Source organism: Mycolicibacterium psychrotolerans, from assembly GCF_010729305.1.
Taxonomy (GTDB): Bacteria; Actinomycetota; Actinomycetes; order Mycobacteriales; family Mycobacteriaceae; genus Mycobacterium; species Mycobacterium psychrotolerans.
This window is the reverse complement of record NZ_AP022574.1, coordinates 730,669-747,601: the sequence shown is the minus strand read 5'-3', so window position 1 is coordinate 747,601 and position 16,933 is coordinate 730,669. Positions and strand designations below refer to the sequence as shown.

General features: G+C 68.5%; 17 protein-coding genes. 16 read left to right on the top strand and 1 reads right to left on the bottom strand.

The features are described from left to right. Nucleotides 1–5: 5 nt before the first annotated feature. The 3 genes from G6N45_RS03710 to G6N45_RS03700 are packed head-to-tail and all read left to right on the top strand — an operon-like array spanning nt 6 to nt 1,394. The gene (locus G6N45_RS03710; protein ID WP_163720460.1) at nt 6–734 is read left to right on the top strand and encodes a DUF72 domain-containing protein; all 729 of its coding nucleotides are present in this window, start codon (nt 6–8) and stop codon (nt 732–734) included. A 38-nt stretch (nt 735–772) separates the two neighbouring features. Further along, a complete protein-coding gene (locus G6N45_RS03705; RefSeq protein WP_163720459.1) occupies nt 773–901 on the top strand; it encodes a DUF3349 domain-containing protein in 129 nt (42 codons plus the stop codon). A 52-nt stretch (nt 902–953) separates the two neighbouring features. After that, entirely contained in the window at nt 954–1,394 is a 441-nt protein-coding gene (locus G6N45_RS03700) for an SRPBCC family protein (RefSeq protein ID WP_057150001.1), read from the top strand. Here G6N45_RS03700 and G6N45_RS03695 read toward each other — a convergent pair. Further along, nucleotides 1,360–2,076: a GntR family transcriptional regulator gene (locus G6N45_RS03695; RefSeq protein WP_163720458.1), complete on the bottom strand. Its 717-nt coding sequence runs from the start codon at nt 2,074–2,076 to the stop codon at nt 1,360–1,362. The two genes, G6N45_RS03700 and G6N45_RS03695, sit on opposite strands and share 35 nt — an antisense overlap. A gap of 155 nt (nt 2,077–2,231) precedes the next feature. On the opposite strand from G6N45_RS03695, the gene fadD5 reads away from it, so the two are divergent. From fadD5 to G6N45_RS03630, 13 genes are all read left to right on the top strand, one after another. Beyond that, complete coding sequence (gene fadD5 / locus G6N45_RS03690) at nt 2,232–3,878, top strand: fatty-acid--CoA ligase FadD5 (protein WP_407664277.1); 1,647 nt, start codon at nt 2,232–2,234, stop codon at nt 3,876–3,878. 212 nt (nt 3,879–4,090) lie between these two features. Next, a complete protein-coding gene (locus G6N45_RS03685) occupies nt 4,091–4,888 on the top strand; it encodes an MlaE family ABC transporter permease (RefSeq protein WP_163720457.1) in 798 nt (265 codons plus the stop codon). 1 nt (nt 4,889) lies between these two features. Beyond that, on the top strand, nt 4,890–5,759 hold the full coding sequence (locus tag G6N45_RS03680; protein WP_057150003.1) for an MlaE family ABC transporter permease: 870 nt from the start codon (nt 4,890–4,892) through the stop codon (nt 5,757–5,759). Nucleotides 5,760–5,763: 4 nt separating this feature from the next. Next, nucleotides 5,764–6,981 (top strand): MCE family protein, encoded by a 1,218-nt coding sequence (locus tag G6N45_RS03675; protein WP_163720456.1) that lies wholly within the window; start codon nt 5,764–5,766, stop codon nt 6,979–6,981. Further along, entirely contained in the window at nt 6,978–8,009 is a 1,032-nt protein-coding gene (locus tag G6N45_RS03670) for a virulence factor Mce family protein (RefSeq protein WP_163720455.1), read from the top strand. The genes G6N45_RS03675 and G6N45_RS03670 overlap by 4 nt, the downstream gene beginning before the upstream one ends. Next, entirely contained in the window at nt 8,006–9,589 is a 1,584-nt protein-coding gene (locus G6N45_RS03665) for a virulence factor Mce family protein (RefSeq protein WP_163720454.1), read from the top strand. The genes G6N45_RS03670 and G6N45_RS03665 overlap by 4 nt, the downstream gene beginning before the upstream one ends. A gap of 17 nt (nt 9,590–9,606) precedes the next feature. Beyond that, entirely contained in the window at nt 9,607–11,250 is a 1,644-nt protein-coding gene (locus tag G6N45_RS03660; RefSeq protein ID WP_163720453.1) for a virulence factor Mce family protein, read from the top strand. Nucleotides 11,251–11,255: 5 nt separating this feature from the next. Beyond that, nucleotides 11,256–12,392 (top strand): virulence factor Mce family protein, encoded by a 1,137-nt coding sequence (locus G6N45_RS03655; RefSeq protein ID WP_163720452.1) that lies wholly within the window; start codon nt 11,256–11,258, stop codon nt 12,390–12,392. A gap of 3 nt (nt 12,393–12,395) precedes the next feature. Continuing rightward, a complete protein-coding gene (locus G6N45_RS03650; RefSeq protein ID WP_163720451.1) occupies nt 12,396–13,958 on the top strand; it encodes a virulence factor Mce family protein in 1,563 nt (520 codons plus the stop codon). Continuing rightward, nucleotides 13,928–14,584 (top strand): Rv1363c family protein, encoded by a 657-nt coding sequence (locus tag G6N45_RS03645; RefSeq protein ID WP_163720450.1) that lies wholly within the window; start codon nt 13,928–13,930, stop codon nt 14,582–14,584. The genes G6N45_RS03650 and G6N45_RS03645 overlap by 31 nt, the downstream gene beginning before the upstream one ends. Continuing rightward, a complete protein-coding gene (locus tag G6N45_RS03640; protein ID WP_163720449.1) occupies nt 14,581–15,561 on the top strand; it encodes an RDD family protein in 981 nt (326 codons plus the stop codon). Before G6N45_RS03645 ends, G6N45_RS03640 begins: the two co-directional genes overlap by 4 nt. Further along, the gene (locus G6N45_RS03635) at nt 15,558–16,109 is read left to right on the top strand and encodes an Rv1363c family protein (RefSeq protein WP_163720448.1); all 552 of its coding nucleotides are present in this window, start codon (nt 15,558–15,560) and stop codon (nt 16,107–16,109) included. The genes G6N45_RS03640 and G6N45_RS03635 overlap by 4 nt, the downstream gene beginning before the upstream one ends. Further along, nucleotides 16,076–16,924: a mammalian cell entry protein gene (locus G6N45_RS03630; protein WP_163720447.1), complete on the top strand. Its 849-nt coding sequence runs from the start codon at nt 16,076–16,078 to the stop codon at nt 16,922–16,924. The genes G6N45_RS03635 and G6N45_RS03630 overlap by 34 nt, the downstream gene beginning before the upstream one ends. The last annotated feature ends 9 nt before the right edge of the window (nt 16,925–16,933 follow it).

Sequence of the window (16,933 nt, the reverse complement as noted above, 5' to 3'; positions counted from 1 at the left end):
CGGACGTGACGATCCGTATCGGCACCTCAGGATGGTCGTACAACCACTGGGTGGGCGTCCTCTACGAACGGGGTCTCCCGGCGGCGCGGCGGCTGGAGCGCTACGCCGCCGAGTTCGACACCGTCGAACTGAACGGAAGCTTCTACCGGTGGCCACCCGATGGGTGGTTCGCCCGGTGGCGGGATCAGCTACCGCCCGGCTTCCTGATGACGGTCAAAGCGGCCCGTGGCCTGACCCACGCCCGCCGGCTGGGCTCACCGGAGGTGTGGGCCGAACGCCTGCACCGAGGGTGGAGCGAGCTCGCCGACCGGGCCGGGCCGCTGCTGGTGCAGCTCCCGCCGACGATGGAACGCGATGACGCCCGGCTCGACCACTTCCTCGACGTGATGCCCGCCGCCATCCCGATGGCCGTGGAGTTCAGGCACCCCTCCTGGAACGACCCCGCCGCGTTCGCCGTGCTCGAACGCCACGGCGCCGCGTACGTGGTGATGAGCGGCGCGGGGCTGCCGTGCGTGCTGAGGGCGACGGCGCAGTTCGTCTACGTGCGACTGCACGGACCCGATCCTGGCGCGCTCTACGGCGGTTCCTACAGCCAGGAGGACCTACGGTGGTGGGCCGACCGGATCCGCGAGTGGGACGGGCAGGGCCGCGACGTGCTGGTGTATTTCAACAACGACCTCGGCGGCAACGCCGTGCGCAACGCGAGGGACTTGCGCACCGAACTGGCCGGCTGAGGTTTGGCAGCCCCGCCGCGTGGGTACGCAGCGTGCCCATGAAGGCCCCACGCATCGTCACCGCAGTGCACGCATTCCTGCGCGCGGGATACCCCGAGGCCGCGCCGCGCCAGGGGCATGTCGCCGCGCTGGCCCTGCTGCCTCCGTCGTCGGCCACCGCGCGCTGAGGGCATCGCCACGACGGCGTGAGGCCCCGGCCCGGGTCGCTATGCTCAGCCGATGCCGTTGGTGAGCAAGACAGTCGAGGTCGCAGCGCCCGCAGAATCGATCATGGCGATCGTCGCCGACTTCGAGAGCTATCCGCTGTGGAACGAGGAGATCAAGGGCTGCTGGATCCTCGCCCGGTACGACGACGGGAGACCGAGCCAGCTGCGGCTCGACGTCGTGGTGCAGGGACAGTCCGGCACGTTCATCACCGCGGTCTACTACCCCGGGGAGAACCAGATCTACACGGTGCTGCAGCAGGGCGACCACTTCGACAAGCAGGACCAGAAGTTCTCGGTGGTGGGGCTCGGCGCCACGTCACTGCTGACCGTCGACCTCGACGTCGAGACGAAGTTGGCGCTGCCCAAACCGATGGTCAAGAAGGCCATCGCCGACACGCTGGACTACCTCGCCGACAACCTCAAGACTCGCGCCGAACAGCTCGCGACCGGTTAGCCCACAGTCCGACCTGATCCAGGTAGCCGAGCAGCCGCGACAGGCCGTCGGCGAACTGGCCCTCGGTCAGGTCGACCACGGTCGCGGTGTCGCGCCGCCGTAGCGCGGCGATCAGCCGGTCATGGCTCGCGACCGCTTCGGCGCCCCAGGTCCGGTCGGAGGCGAACAGCTGCGGCGGCAGGTACCGGGTGGCGTGCAGCAGGAACCAGGCGAGCTTGATCCGGCCCGAGGCACGGTTGAACGCGCGGTGGAAGGCGAACTCGGCAGCCGCGATCGCGTCGGCATCCTGCTGTTCGACCGCGACCGCCATCGCGGCGTTGAGCACCTCGAGTTCGTCGATCTGCTCGTCGGTGATGCGCCGCGCCGTCGTCGCGGCGAGCTCCTGCGCGATCGTCGACTGGAGCCAGAAGATGTCCTGGATGTCGTTGCGGGACAACGGAACAACCCGGTGCCCGCGGTGCGGCTCGAGCTCGACCATGCCTTCGCCGCGCAAGGTGCGCAGCGCCTCCCGGATCGGGGTGATGCTGACACCCAGGCGGGCGGCGGTCTCGTCGAGGCGGATGAAGGTGCCCGGGCGCAGGACCCCGGTCATGATCTCGGTGCGCAGGCGGGTGGCCACCTCGTCGGAGAGCTGTTCGCGGCGCACCGCACCGGCGGGCCGTGTCCCGGCGGGAGCGATCATCGCGGTGCCGCCCTTCAAATGTGACGACGGGTTGTCCCGACGCCGCCTGGCCCATAGTGTGACCGAGGCAACATCATGTTTGATCAAATATCATCCTCGCGCAACCCACAGTGACGGAACGGACGACGGTGACATTGACGGGGACTTCGACGAGCGTGCCGGAGCAGCCCTATCTGGCCCGAAGGCAGAACTGGGCGAACCAGCTGGCCCGGCACGCGCTGATGCAGCAGGACGCGACGGCGCTGCGATTCCTCGGCGCCACCACCACCTGGGGCGAGCTGGACCGCCGGGTCACCGCGCTGGCCGGCGCGCTGCACCGGCGAGGGGTGGGTTCCGGCGACCGGGTACTGATCCTGATGCTCAACCGTCCCGAGTTCATCGAGTCGACGCTGGCGGTCAACAAGCTCGGCGCGATCGCCGTGCCGGTGAACTTCCGGATGACACCGCCGGAGATCGCGTTCCTGGTGTCGGACTGCCAGGCCGCGGTCGTCGTCACCGAGCCCGTGCTGGCCGGGGTCGCCACCGCGGTGCGGGGCCTCGACGCGACGCTCGACACCGTGATCGTCGCCGGTGGCGCCACCGAGGACCTCGCCGATCTCCACGTGCTGGGCTACGAGGACCTGCTGGCCGAGAACGCGCCGTGCCCGGCGGTGGACGTCCCCGACGATTCGCCGGCGCTGATCATGTACACCTCCGGCACCACCGGCCGTCCGAAGGGCGCGGTGCTGACCCACGCCAACCTGGCCGGCCAGGCGCTGACGCACCTGTTCACCAACGGCGCCGACATCAACCACGACATCGGGTTCGTCGGGGTGCCGTTGTTCCACATCGCCGGTATCGGCAACACGATCTTCGGCCTGCTGCTCGGCCGGCCCACGGTGATCTACCCCCTCGGCGCGTTCGATCCCGGCGAACTGCTCGACGTGCTGGCGGCCGAGAAGGTGACGGGCATCTTCCTGGTGCCCGCGCAGTGGCAGGCGGTGTGCGCAGCGCAGCGTGCCGAGCCCCGTGACCTCAAGCTGCGGGTGCTGTCCTGGGGTGCGGCGCCGGCGTCGGACACGCTGTTGCGCGAGATGGCCGACACGTTCCCCGGCGCTGCGATCCTGGCCGCGTTCGGGCAGACGGAGATGTCCCCGGTGACCTGCATGCTGTTGGGCGAGGACGCGCTGCGCAAGCTCGGCTCGGTCGGCAAGGTGATCCCGACAGTGTCGGCGCGCATCGTCGACGACGAGATGAACGACGTGCCGGTGGGCCAGGTCGGTGAGATCGTCTACCGGGCGCCGACGCTGATGGCCGGCTACTGGAACAACCCCGAGGCGACGGCGGAGGCCTTCGCCGGCGGCTGGTTTCACTCCGGCGACCTCGTCCGGCAGGACGAGGAGGGTTACATCTGGGTCGTCGACCGTAAGAAGGACATGATCATCTCGGGCGGCGAGAACATCTACTGCGCGGAAGTGGAGAACGTCCTGGCCGCGCATCCCGACATCGTCGAGGTTGCGGTGATCGGCCGAGGCCACGAGAAGTGGGGCGAAGTCCCGGTAGCTGTGGTGGTCGTCCGGAGTTCGCTGAGAACAACCGGTGAGGCCGCGCTGACGCTGGCCGACCTCGACGAGTTCCTGACCGAGCGGCTCGCGCGGTACAAGCACCCGAAGGCCCTCGAAATCGTCGAGGCCCTGCCCAGGAACCCGGCCGGCAAGGTACTCAAGACAGAACTGCGCGCCCGCTTCGCCGCCAGCGACCAGATTGACGCTCGCGAAAGTTCCACTCGGACAACGGTTTCGGCCGGGCAGCAGCCAGGTTAGCCGGAAGGGGATCATTTGCTAACGGTTGAGGGGCTAATCCAACGGATGCGGTACAGACGGTCCGAGGCATCGGGTACAGTCCTGTGGTCCGCCTTACTACCAACCGGTAGGGAGGCGAGGCTCACACGGTCGGGGTTGGGGCTGGAAAGGGGCGTGCGACAGGTGCTGCCGGTGCGCTACACCAGTGACGGATTCGTCGCGAGAGGGCTGCGGTGACCACCACTTCCAACCTGACCGGCTACGTGCGCGATCAAGTCCGACCTGGACTGGTGGCCGTCGGTGGTTTCGTCCGGATGTGCGTTCTGGTGGGCAAGGCTCTTCTGCGGCCGCCGTTCCAGTGGCGCGAGTTCATCCTGCAGAGCTGGTTCCTGCTGCGGGTCGCCTTCCTGCCCACCGTCGCCGTGTCCATCCCGCTGACCGTGCTGCTGATCTTCACGCTCAACATCCTGCTGACCGAGTTCGGCGCGGCCGACATCTCCGGCGCGGGCGCGGCGCTGGGCGCGGTCACCCAGCTGGGCCCCCTGGTGACGGTGCTCGTCGTCGCCGGCGCGGGGTCCACGGCCATCTGCGCCGACCTCGGCGCCCGCACGATCCGCGAGGAGATCGACGCGCTGGAGGTGCTGGGCATCGACCCGATCCACCGGCTGGTGGTGCCCCGCGTGATCGCCTCGACGTTCGTCGCGATGCTCCTCAACGGCGCCGTCATCACGATCGGCCTGGTCGGTGGCTTCATCTTCGGCGTGTACCTGCAGAACGTGTCCGCCGGCGCCTACGTATCCACGCTCACTCTGGTCACCGGCCTGCCCGAGGTGCTGATCTCGCTGATCAAGGCCCTGACGTTCGGCCTGATCGCCGGACTGGTCGGCTGCTACCGCGGCCTGACATGCGCCGGAGGCGCGAAAGGCGTCGGCACCGCGGTGAACGAGACGCTGGTGCTGTGCGTCATCGCGCTGTTCGCGGTCAACGTCGTGCTGACCACCATCGGTGTCAAATTCGGAACGGGGAGCTGACATGTCGACTGCTGCCGTTCTGCGGTCACGGTTCCCCCGGGGTGCCGCGGCCGCCCAGAAGCTGGCCGGTGCGCCCGGCCGCGGCTTGGACTCGATGGGGCACATCGCCTGGTTCGTCGTCACCGCCGTCGGCTCCATCGGGCATGCGGTGCGCTTTTACCGCAAGGAGATGCTGCGCCTGATCGCAGAGATCGGCATGGGCACCGGCGCGATGGCCGTCATCGGCGGCACCGTCGCGATCGTCGGCTTCGTCACGCTGTCCGGTTCGTCTCTGGTGGCGATCCAGGGCTTCGCGTCCCTGGGCAACATCGGTGTGGAGGCGTTCACCGGGTTCTTCGCGGCGCTGATCAACGTACGCATCGCCGCGCCCGTGGTGGCCGGTCAGGCGCTGGCCGCCACGGTCGGCGCCGGCGCCACCGCCGAGCTGGGCGCCATGCGGATCAGCGAGGAGATCGACGCCCTCGAGGTGATGGGTATCAAGTCGATCTCCTACCTGGTGTCCACGCGCATTGTGGCGGGGTTCATCGTGATCATCCCGCTCTACGCGATGGCGATCATCATGAGCTTCCTGTCGGCTCAGGTCACGACGACGCTGTTCTACGGCCAGTCGACCGGTACCTACGAGCACTACTTCCGGACCTTCCTGCGACCCGACGACGTGTTCTGGTCCTTTGTGCAGGCCGTCATCATCTCCGTGATCGTCATGCTGAATCACTGCTACTACGGCTTCTACGCCAGCGGCGGCCCAGTGGGCGTCGGCGAGGCGGTCGGCCGGTCGATGCGCGCGTCCCTGATCGCGATCGTCTGTGTGGTCCTGTTCGCCTCGTTGGCGCTGTACGGCGTCGACCCGAACTTCAACCTGACGGTGTAGCGCGATGACGGCACCCGTGAACGACGAGCGCAAGCCGCCCTACAAGCTGGCCGGCCTCCTGCTGGCCGTGCTGACCATCATCGTGCTGGTCCTGGTCTTCCTGCAGTTCCGCGGCGACTTCCTGCCGCGCACCCAGCTGACGATGATGGCCGCCCGGTCGGGTCTGTCGATGGACCCCGGCTCCAAGGTCACCTACAACGGCGTGGAGATCGGCCGGGTGGGCGAGGTCGAGCAGGTCACCGTCGGCGGCGACCCGCGCGCCAAGATCATCCTCGAGGTCGACCCCAAGTACCTCGACCTGATCCCGCAGAACGTCAACGCCGACATCAGTGCCACCACGGTGTTCGGCAACAAGTACGTGTCGTTCTCGTCGCCCGAGAATCCGTCCCCGAAGCGGATCACCGACTCCGACATCATCGACGTGACGAAGGTGACCACCGAGTTCAACACGCTGTTCGAGACGGTGGTATCGGTCGCCGGCCAGGTCGACCCGATCAAGCTGAACCAGACGCTGACCGCGACGGCACAAGCGCTCGACGGCCTCGGCGACCGGTTCGGGCAGTCCATCGTCAACGGCAACCAGATCCTCGACGAGATCAACCCGCGGCTGCCGCAGCTGCGCCGCGACAACCAGCTGCTCGCCGACCTCGCCGACGTGTACGCCGACGCCTCGCCCGATCTGTTCGACGGCCTGCAGAACGCGGTGACCACCGCGCGCACGCTCAACGAGCAGCAGGGCAACGTCGACCAGGCGCTGATGGCGGCCGTCGGCTTCGGCAACACCGGCGGCGACATCTTCGAACGCGGCGGGCCCTACCTGCAGCGCGGCCTCAAGGATCTGGTGCCCACCTCCGCGCTGCTCGACAAGTACAGCCCCGCGCTGTTCTGCACCATCCGCAACTACCACGACGTCGAACCGAAGATCGCCGCGTCGCTGGGCGGCAACGGCTACTCGCTGCGCACGCACTCCGAACTGCTCGGGCTCGGCACGGCCAACGCCTACGTCTACCCCGACAACCTGCCGCGGGTGAACGCCAAAGGCGGGCCCGAGGGCCGCCCCGGATGCTGGCAGCCGGTCACCCGCGACCTGTGGCCGGCGCCCTACCTGGTGATGGACACCGGGGCATCCATCGCCCCGTACAACCACATCGAACTGGGCCAGCCGATCCTCACCGAGTACGTCTGGGGACGCCAAGTCGGGGAGCACACGATCAACCCATGAAAATCACCGGAACCGCGATCAAGCTGGGCGCCTTCTCGCTGGTGCTGCTGCTGTTCACCGCGATCATCATCGTGGTGTTCGGTCAGATGCGCTTCGACCGGACCAACAGCTACTCGGCGGTCTTCACCAACACCAGCGGGCTGCGCTCCGGCCAGTTCGTCCGTGCCTCCGGCGTGGAGGTCGGCAAGGTCAAGGACGTGAAGCTGATCGACGGCGGCTCCAAGGCGCGCGTCGACTTCGATGTGGACCGTTCGCTGGAGCTGTTCGACGAGACGACGGCCTCGATCCGCTACCTCAACCTCATCGGAGACCGCTACCTGGAGCTAAAGCGCGGTGACAGCAACAAGAAGCTGCCCGCCGGCGGCACCATCCCGGTCGAACGCACCGAGCCCGCGCTCGACCTCGACGCGCTGATCGGCGGTTTCCGACCGGTGTTCCAGTCGCTGGACCCGGACAAGGTCAACACGATCGCGCAGTCGATCGTCACGGTTTTCCAGGGACAGGGCGGCACGATCAACGACATCCTCGACCAGACCGCGTCGCTGACCTCGGCCCTGGCCGACCGCGACCAGGCCATCGGCGAGGTGGTCAACAACCTCAACAGCGTGCTGGCCACCGTGGTCAAGCACCAGCAGCAGTTCGACGACACCGTGCAGAACTTCGAGACGCTGATCACCGGCTTGAAGAACCGGGCCGATCCGATCGCCTCGTCGGTCGCCGACATCAGCGACGCCGCGGGCACGATCGCCGACCTGCTGGCCGACAACCGGCCGCTGCTGCAGCAGACCGTCAGCAAGCTCGAGGTGGTCCAGCAGCCGCTGGTGGACCAGAAGGATCAGCTCAATGACCTGCTCGTCCGGCTCCCGACCGCGTTGAAGATCATCGGCCGCGCCGGCGGCGTCTACGGTGACTTCTTCAACTTCTACGCCTGCGACGTGACACTGAAACTCAACGGGCTGCAGCCCGGGGGCCCGGTGCGCACGGTCAAGGTGTGGAGTCAGCCCTCGGGTAGGTGCACGCCGAAATGAGAGCTCTCGAGGGATCCAGCCGCGTCCGTAGCGGGATGATGGGCATCATCCTGCTGATCATGGTCATCGGAGTGGGGCAGAGCTTCGCCAGCGTGCCGATGCTGTTCGCCACGCCCACCTATTACGCGGAGTTCTCCGACACCGGCGGCATCAACAACGGCGACAAGGTCCGCATCGCGGGCGTCGACGTCGGCGTGGTGCGGTCGCTGGACATCTCCGGCGACAAGGTCGTGATCGGGTACGGCCTGAGCGGCACAGAGATCGGCACCAAGAGCCGGGCCGCCATCCGCACCGACACGATCCTGGGCCGGCGCAACATCGAGATCGAGCCGCGCGGTGACGACCCGTTGCGCGCCAACGGGACGCTGCCGCTGGGGCAGACCTCGACGCCGTACCAGATCTACGACGCGTTCTTCGACCTGAGCAACTCCGCGTCGGGCTGGGACACCAAGACGGTCAAGGAATCGCTCAACGTGCTGAGCCAGACCATCGACCAGACCTACCCGCACCTGAGCGCGGCGCTCGACGGGGTGGCCCGGTTCTCCGACACCATCGGCAAGCGCGACGACCAGATCAAGCAGCTGCTGGCCAACGCCAACCGGGTGGCCGGGGTGCTCGGCAACCGCAGCGAGCAGATCAACCAGCTGTTCGTCAACGCCCAGACCCTGCTGGCCGCGGTCAACGAGCGCAACTACGCGGTGAGCCAGCTGCTCGAGCGGGTCGACAAGTTCTCCACCCAGGTCAAGGGTTTCATCGACGACAACCCCAACCTGAACCGCACCCTCGAGCAGCTGCGCACGATCAGCGACGTGCTCAACGAGCGCAAGTTCGATCTGGTCGATGTGCTGACCACGCTGTCGAAGTTCACCGCCTCCCTGGGGGAGGCCATCGCGTCCGGTCCCTTCTTCAAGGTGATGCTCGTCAACCTGGCCCCGTACTGGATCCTGCAGCCGTTCGTCGACGCCGCGTTCAAGAAGCGCGGCATCAACCCGGAGGAGTTCTGGCGCAACGCCGGTCTGCCCGCGTTCCGGTTCCCCGATCCCAACGGCACCGGGTTCGAAAACGGCGCGCCGCCGCCGGCCCCGACTCCGATCGAGGGCACGCCCGAGAATCCCGGTCCGGCCGTGCTGAAGGGCTCGCCATGCTCGTACACCCCGCCGGCGGACGGGCTGCCCCGGCCCGGAAACCCGCTGCCGTGCGCGGGTCTGTCGGTCGGGCCGTTCGGCGACAATCCGTATGGGCCGAACTACGAGGGCCAGGGCCCCAACGTCGCGACGTCGGCGCCGAACCCGACCGGACCGCTGCCCGGACCGGGTGTGCCGGCCGCCGCGATCCCGGGTCAGCTCTCGCCGAACGTGCCGGGTGCCATGCCGCCGTTGCCGCCTGCCCCGCCCGGTGCGCGGACGGTTCCGCTGTCACCGCAGCCCTCGGCGCCCGACTTCACGCCGGGCATCGCGCCGCTGCCACCGGCCCTGACCGGTCCGCCGCCGCCGCCAGGACCGGGTCCGCAGCTGCCGCCGGCCGATTCGGCTCCGCTGCCGGGCAACCCGCCGTTCCTCCCGCCGGGCTCACAAGGATAAGGGGGGTGCAGAGCTAGATGTCGACGATCTTCAACGTGCGAAACCTCAAGCGGCCCGGCGTGTCCCGGGCGGCTCTGGTGGTCGGCACCCTCGTGCTGATCGGTGCGATCGTGGCCGCGTTCCTGGGCTGGAACGCCTACAAGCGGTTGACCACCAACACCGTCACCGCCTACTTCACCCAGACCCTGGCGCTGTATCCCGGGGACAAGGTGCAGATCATGGGCGTGCAGGTCGGCAAGATCGAGAAGATCGAACCCGACGGCGACAAGATGAAGGTGACCTTCAACTATCAGAAGAAGTTCAAGGTCCCGGCCAACGCCACCGCCTCCATCCTCAACCCGAGCCTGGTCGCGTCGCGCACCGTCCAGCTCGCCCCGCCCTACACCGGCGGGCCGGTCATGGAGAACGGCGCGGTCATCAACCTCGACCGCACCCAGGTGCCGGTCGAGTACGACGACCTGCGCGATTCACTGGACCGGTTGCTCACCGACCTCGGGCCGACGCCCGAACAGCCCAAGGGCCCCTTCGGTGACATCATCGAGTCCGCCGCCGACGGGTTCGCGGGCAAGGGCGAGCAGCTGAACAAGACGCTCAAGGGCCTCTCGGAAGCGCTGTACGCGCTCAACGAAGGTCGCGGCGACCTCTTCAGCGTCGTCAAGAGCCTCGCGCTGTTCGTCAACGCGCTCTACAAGAGCGATCAGCAGTTCGTGGCGCTCAACAACGACCTGGCGAAGTTCACCAACGCGTTCACCAACACCGACCGCGAGGTCGCCGACGCGTTGCAGGATCTCAACCAATTGCTCTCCACCACAAGGGATTTCATCGGCAAGAACGGTGAGGTGCTGACGCACGACATCAATAACCTGGCCGACGTCACCAACGCGATCCTGCAGCCGGAGCCCCGCGACGGTCTGGAGACCGGCCTGCACGTGTTCCCGAACCTGGGCGCGAACGTCGTCAACATCTCCGCGCCGAATGCGGGCGGCATCGTCGGTCTGCCGGTGATCAACAACTTCGCCAACCCGATGCAGTTCATCTGCAGCGCGATCCAGGCGGGCAGCCGGCTGGGCTACCAGGAGTCCTCGGAGTTGTGCGCGCAGTACCTTGGCCCGATCCTCGACGCGATCAAGTTCAACTACCTGCCGTTCGGCGTCAACCAGCTGCACCCGGCGATGACGCTGCCCAAGCAGATCGCGTACTCCGAGCCACGGCTGCAGCCGCCGCCGGGATACAAGGACACCACCGTGCCGGGCATCTTCTCGCGGGACACGCTGTTCTCCCACGGCAACCACGAGCCCGGCTGGGTGGTCGCGCCCGGTATGCAGGGTGTCGACGTGCAGCCGTTCACCCAGAACATGCTGACCCCGGAATCGCTGGCCGAGTTGATGGGCGGGCCCGACATCGTCGCGCCGCCGGCACCCCCGGCGTTCGGCGTCAACAACGGCAGGCTGCCCGGGCCGCCGAATGCGTACAGCGAGAACACCCCGCTGCCGCCGCCGTGGTATCCCCAGCCGGGGCCGCCGCCGGGTCCGGCACCGGGTGTCACCCCGGGCGATCCGCTCGGCGCGATCGCACCGGCCGCACCGCCGGCCGCGTCCGCGCCCGCGCCCGCGGCGCCGTCGGGTCCGTTGTTGCCGGCTGAGGCGGGAGGCCGACCGTGAGAAGCATGGCGAAGTTCGGGCAACGGGCGGTGGCGCTCGGGGCCGCCGCCATGGTGCTGACGTCGTGCGGCTCGTGGAAGGGCATCGCGAACGTGCCGCTGCCGGGTGGCCCCGGCACCGGCCCGGACCACACGACGATCTACGTGCAGATGCCGGACACGTTGGCGCTCAACGTGAACAGCCGGGTGCGGGTCTCCGACGTGTACGTCGGACGGGTCCGCTCCATCGAGCTGAAGAACTGGGTCGCCACGCTGACGCTGGATCTGGACAAGTCCGTGCAGTTGCCGGTCAACACGCTGGCCAAGATCGGTCAGACCAGCCTGCTGGGCTCCCAGCACGTCCAACTCGACCCGCCGCCGGACCCGTCGCCGCAGAAGCTCGAGACCGGTGACACCATCCCGCTGAAGAACGCCTCGGCGTTCCCGACCACCGAGCGGGTGCTGGCCAGCATCGCTTCGATCCTCACCGGCGGTGGCGTGTCAAACCTGGAGACCATCCAGTCGGAGATCTTCAACGTCCTCAACGGCCGGTCCGACCAGATCCGCGACTTCCTGGGCAAGCTGGACACGTTCACCGACGAGCTGAACAAGCAGCGCGACGACATCACCCGCGCGATCGATTCGACGAACCGGTTGCTGTCGATCGTCGAGCAGCGCAACGACACGCTCGATCAGGTGCTCACCGAGTTCCCGCCGCTGATCAAGCATTTCGCCGACACCCGTGATCTGTTCGCCGACGCGGTGCAGGCGCTGGGCCGGATCAGCAATGCGGCCGACGACGCGCTGGCGCCCGCCAGCGGTGACCTGAACACCAACCTGGCGAACCTGCAGCGGCCGCTGCGCGAGCTGGGCAAGGCCGGGCCGTACACGCTCGGCGCGCTCAAGCTGCTGTTCACCGCGCCGTTCAGCATCGAGAACGTGCCGAAGGTGGTGCGCGGCGACTACATCAACGTCTCGCTGCTGGTGGACCTGACGCTGTCGGCCATCGACAACGGCTTCCTGAGCGGCACGGGCGTCTCGGGCATGCTGCGGGCGCTGGAGCAGTCGTGGGGCCGCGACCCGAACACGATGATCCCGGATGTGCGGTTCACGCCGAACCCGCACGACGTGCCGGGCGGACCGCTGGTGGAAAGGGGTGAGTGAGCGATGTTGACCCGGTTCATCAAGATCCAGCTGGTCATCTTCACGATCCTCACGGTCGCCGCGGTCGCGGTGCTGGGGCTGTACTACCTGCGGCTGCCGAGCCTCGCCGGCGTCGGGCAGTACACGCTGTACGCGCAGCTGCCCCGCTCGGGCGGGCTCTACGCCACCGGCAACGTGACCTATCGCGGCACCCAGATCGGCAAGGTGACCGAGGTCGAGCCGACCGAGAACGGCGCCAGGGCGACGATGAGCATCAGCAAAGACTTCAAGATCCCGGTCGATGTGACCGCCGAGGTGCACTCGGTCTCGGCGATCGGCGAGCAGTACCTCGACCTGGTGCCCGCCGCCGACACCAAGCAGTACCTCAGCCCCGGTCAGACGATCACCAAGAGCACGGTGCCGGCCGAGGTCGGTCCCGCGCTCGACGCGGCCAACCGCGGTCTTGCGGTGCTGCCGAAGGAGAAGATCGACTCACTGCTGACCGAGACCTCGGCGGCGGTCGGCGGTCTGGGCCCGTCGCTGCAGCGGCTCGTCGAATCGACCACCAACCTGGCCGAGGGGTTCCGCGACAACCTGCCGCAGGTCAACGACATCATCGCGAACTCGGCGCCGATCCTCGACAGCCAGGTGCAGTCGGGGGATGCGATCGGCCAGTGGTCGCGCAACCTGAACGTCATCGCCGGGCAGACGGCCGAGCAGGACGCCGCGCTGCGCAGCGGCCTGCAGCAGGCCGCGCCGACGCTGGATCAGGTGTCGACGGTGTTCAACGACGTCCGCGACTCGCTGCCCCAGACACTGGCGAACCTGTCCGTGGTGATCGACATGCTCAAGCGCTACAACAAGGGCCTCGAGCAGGCGCTGGTGATCCTGCCCCAGGGCGCGGCACTGTCGCAGGCCGGCACGATCTTCGAGAACGAGGGTCTGTTGCACTTCGGTCTGTCGATCAACCTGCCGCCGCCGTGCCTGACCGGCTTCCTGCCGGCCTCGGAGTGGCGTTCGCCTGCCGACACCAGCATGGCGCCGCTACCGTCGGGCACCTACTGCAAGATTCCGAAGGACTACCAGGGCAACGTGGTGCGCGGCGCGCGCAACTATCCGTGCGCCGATGTGCCGGGCAAGCGGGCGGCCACGCCGCGCGAGTGCCACAGCACCGAGCCCTACGTCCCGCTGGGCACCAACCCCTGGTACGGCGACCCGAACCAGATCCTGTCCTGCCCGGCGCCCGGCGCCCGGTGTGACCAGGGTGTCGACCCCGGCCGGGTGATCCCGGCGCCGTCGATCAACAACGGGACCAACCCGTTGCCCGCCGACAAGTTGCCGCCCGTGCCGAGTACCGCGCCGGTCAGCGACCCGATCAGCGCACCAGGCTCGGGTACCGTCAGCTGCAGCGGTCAACAGCCCAACCCGTGCATCTACACTCCCGCACAGGGCCCGCCCGGCTCCACCGCGGCGTACAGCCCACAGAGCGGTGAAGTGGTGGGGCCTGACGGTGTGCGATACAACGTCACGAATTCGACGAACCCAGGAGACGACGGATGGAAGGAGATGCTGGCACCAGCCGGCTGAACCCCCCCATCGATACTGACGAGACCGGCGGGCAGGAGCGAAGCGACCCGGGGATCGACACCGGCGGGCAGGAATCCGAGGCGCCGGAGACCACGTCCGTCGAAGAACCGACCGATCCGCGCCGGCCGTCCCGGCTGGGCGCCGGCTGGATCGCTGCGCTGACCCTGGTGCTGGTTCTGCTCACCGGCGGAGCAGTGGCCGGGGGATACTTCGCGCTGCGTGCCGACCAGCGGGGTGCGGCGATCGCGCGCAGCGACGACGCGGCGCTCGCGGCCGCCAAGGAGTGCGTGGCGGCCACCCAGGCTCCCGACACCGCGGCAATGACCGCCGCGCAATCCAAGATCCTCGACTGCTCGACCGGCGACTTCGGCGTGCAGGCCGGACTGTTCAGCAGCGTGGTCGCCGAGGCGTACCAGGCGGCCAACGCTCGGGTCGCCGTCGACGACCTGCGCGCCGCGGTCGAGCGCCACAACGACGACGGGTCGATCAGCGTGCTGGTCGCGGTGCGGGTGAAGATCACCAACTCCGAGGCGGCCGACCAGCAGGTCGGTTACCGGTTGCGCGCCACGATGGCCTTCGACGAGGGCCGCTACCGGATCGCCAAGCTGGACCAGGTCACCTCGTGACGGTCGTCCTCCCGATCTCCGCGTCGCGAGCCGAGGACGCCGCGCCGGATCCGACGCCGGCGTCCTGGGCGACGCGGGCGGGCGCGTTCGCGGTCGACATCGTGCCCGGCGCCGCCGTGGGCGCGACGATGGCGCTGCTGGCGCTGGCGTCGCCCGCCGACGGTTGGGCGCGCTGGGTGTTCACCGGGGCGGGGGCGGCGGCGCTGTTCGCGATGGCGTTCAACCGATTGGTGGCACCCGCCGCGACCGGATGGACGCTGGGCCGCGCGGTGTGCGGCATCGCGGTGCGCGACCGCAGCGGCGCACCCGTCGGCATCGCCCGGTTGACCCTGCGCGAACTGGCCCACCTGGTGGACACGCTGGCGGTCTTCGTCGGATGGTTGTGGCCGCTGTGGGACCGGCGCCGCCGCACCTTCGCCGACCTGCTGGCCCGCACCGAGGTGCTGCGCGTCGCGCGGCCCCGCCGCGACATGCGCCGGTTGGTGGCCGTGTTCCTGATCGCGGTGGCGCTGCTGTGCGCCGCGGCCGCGGGCCTCGGTTACCTCGCCGTGTACCGGCATGAGCGCGCCGTCGACGCGGCGAAAGCGCAGATCGCCGAGCAGGGGCCGCGGATCGTCGAGCAGATGCTCAGCTACGGCGCCGACACGATGCCTTCCGACTTCGCCCGCGCGCAGGGCCTGACCACCGACGGCTACCGTGCGCAGTTGATCGCGCAGCAGCAGGCCGCCCAGAAGGCGGGCGTGACGTCCAACGAGTACTGGGCGGTGAGCAGCGCGGTGCTGACGAACCCGCCGGTGACGCCGGATCAGGTGTCCATGCTGATGGCGATGCAGGGGCAGCGTGGCGACGATCCCAAGGACCTGAAGTTCATCACCGCGACGGTGCGGGTGGACTTCGACCGGTCGTCCGACGGCCAGTGGAAGGTCGCGAACCTGACGGTGCTGAAGAAGCCGCAAATGAACCAGGCGCGGCAGTGAGTCCGCGCCGCAGGGTCGACGACACCGCCGCCGACTACTTCACCCGCACCCCGCGCCCACCGCGGCGGTGGGGGCTGGCCGCGGTGTCGGTCGTCGCGGCGCTCGTCGTCGCGGCGGCACTGACGGCCAGCACGTTCATGCTCGTCCGGCACGAGTCGGATCGTCGGCAGTCGCTCACCGAGGCGGCCGCCCTGGGCTACGCCCGCGAGTTCATGACGACCTACACCAGCCTGGACCCGTTCAACGCCAACGCCTACACCGACCGGATCGCCGCGCAGGCCACCGGCGAGTTCGCCAAGAACTTCAAGGAGAAGCAGAACGCGATCCTGCTCCAGGTGGCCCAGGCCGAACCCACGACCGGTGCGGTGCTGGAGGCCGGCGTGCAGCGGTGGAACGACGACGGCAGCGCCGACGTCCTGATCGCGACCAAGGTGACCTCGAAGTCGCCGGACGGCAAGACGACGATCGAGAGTGGGAGTCGCTGGATCGCCACGACGATCAAGGAAGGACAGCAGTGGAAGATCAGCAACCTGGTTCAGGTGATCTGACCACCGACGACGAGGCCGTCACCTCGACCGGCGACACCCTCGAGGAGACACCGCAGCGCCGCCGCCGGTTCTTCCGGCGCCGGACGGTGGCCGCCCCCGACAACGACACAGTCGACGCAGCCGAGGCACCCGAGGCGCCCGCCGAGGACCAGCCGAAAACGCCCGTCGGCAAGGCCGCCCGCGCCGCCCGAGCCGCAGAGTCACCGACGGCGACGACGTCATCGGCAGACACCGACACCGACGCCGACAGCGAGCCTCCCGCCGAGGTCGTCCTGGTGCCGCACCGGCCCGCGGGCGCACGGACGATCGGCGTGGCGGTGGCCGCGTCGGTGCTGTTCGTCGGCGGCAGCGCCTTCGCCGGGGCGATGGTGCAGCCCTACCTGGCTCAGCGTGCGCTGAACGCCACCAAGATCGAGATCGCGCGCACGGCGACGGCCGCGATCACCGCGCTGTGGACCTACACCCCCGACGACATGCCGACGCTGGCCGACCGGGCGTCGAAGTTCCTGGCCGGCGATTTCGCGGGCGAGTACCGCAAGTACATCGACGCGATCGTCGAACCGAACAAGCAGGCGCAGGTCACCAACACCACCGAGGTGGTGGGCGCCGCGGTGGAGAGCGTGTCGCCGGCCAACACGCCGACCGAGGCGACCGCGCTGGTCTACACCAACTCCGTGGCCACCAGCCCGGTCACCAAGAACATCCCGTCCCTGCGGTACCTGTCCTACCGGCTGACGATGACCCGCGACGGCGGCGAGTGGCTGATCACCCGGATGTCGACCATCACCTCGTTCGACCTCACCCCCAAGCTGTAGACCCGACCG

Coding starts and splice junctions, on each gene's coding strand:
- G6N45_RS03705 (WP_163720459.1), top strand. CDS start 773: ATGAAGGCCCCACGCATCGTCACCGCAGTGCACGCATTCCTGCGCGCG.
- G6N45_RS03700 (WP_057150001.1), top strand. CDS start 954: ATGCCGTTGGTGAGCAAGACAGTCGAGGTCGCAGCGCCCGCAGAATCG.
- G6N45_RS03695 (WP_163720458.1), bottom strand. CDS start 2,076: ATGATCGCTCCCGCCGGGACACGGCCCGCCGGTGCGGTGCGCCGCGAA.
- G6N45_RS03680 (WP_057150003.1), top strand. CDS start 4,890: ATGTCGACTGCTGCCGTTCTGCGGTCACGGTTCCCCCGGGGTGCCGCG.
- G6N45_RS03675 (WP_163720456.1), top strand. CDS start 5,764: ATGACGGCACCCGTGAACGACGAGCGCAAGCCGCCCTACAAGCTGGCC.
- G6N45_RS03670 (WP_163720455.1), top strand. CDS start 6,978: ATGAAAATCACCGGAACCGCGATCAAGCTGGGCGCCTTCTCGCTGGTG.
- G6N45_RS03665 (WP_163720454.1), top strand. CDS start 8,006: ATGAGAGCTCTCGAGGGATCCAGCCGCGTCCGTAGCGGGATGATGGGC.
- G6N45_RS03660 (WP_163720453.1), top strand. CDS start 9,607: ATGTCGACGATCTTCAACGTGCGAAACCTCAAGCGGCCCGGCGTGTCC.
- G6N45_RS03655 (WP_163720452.1), top strand. CDS start 11,256: ATGGCGAAGTTCGGGCAACGGGCGGTGGCGCTCGGGGCCGCCGCCATG.
- G6N45_RS03650 (WP_163720451.1), top strand. CDS start 12,396: ATGTTGACCCGGTTCATCAAGATCCAGCTGGTCATCTTCACGATCCTC.
- G6N45_RS03645 (WP_163720450.1), top strand. CDS start 13,928: ATGGAAGGAGATGCTGGCACCAGCCGGCTGAACCCCCCCATCGATACT.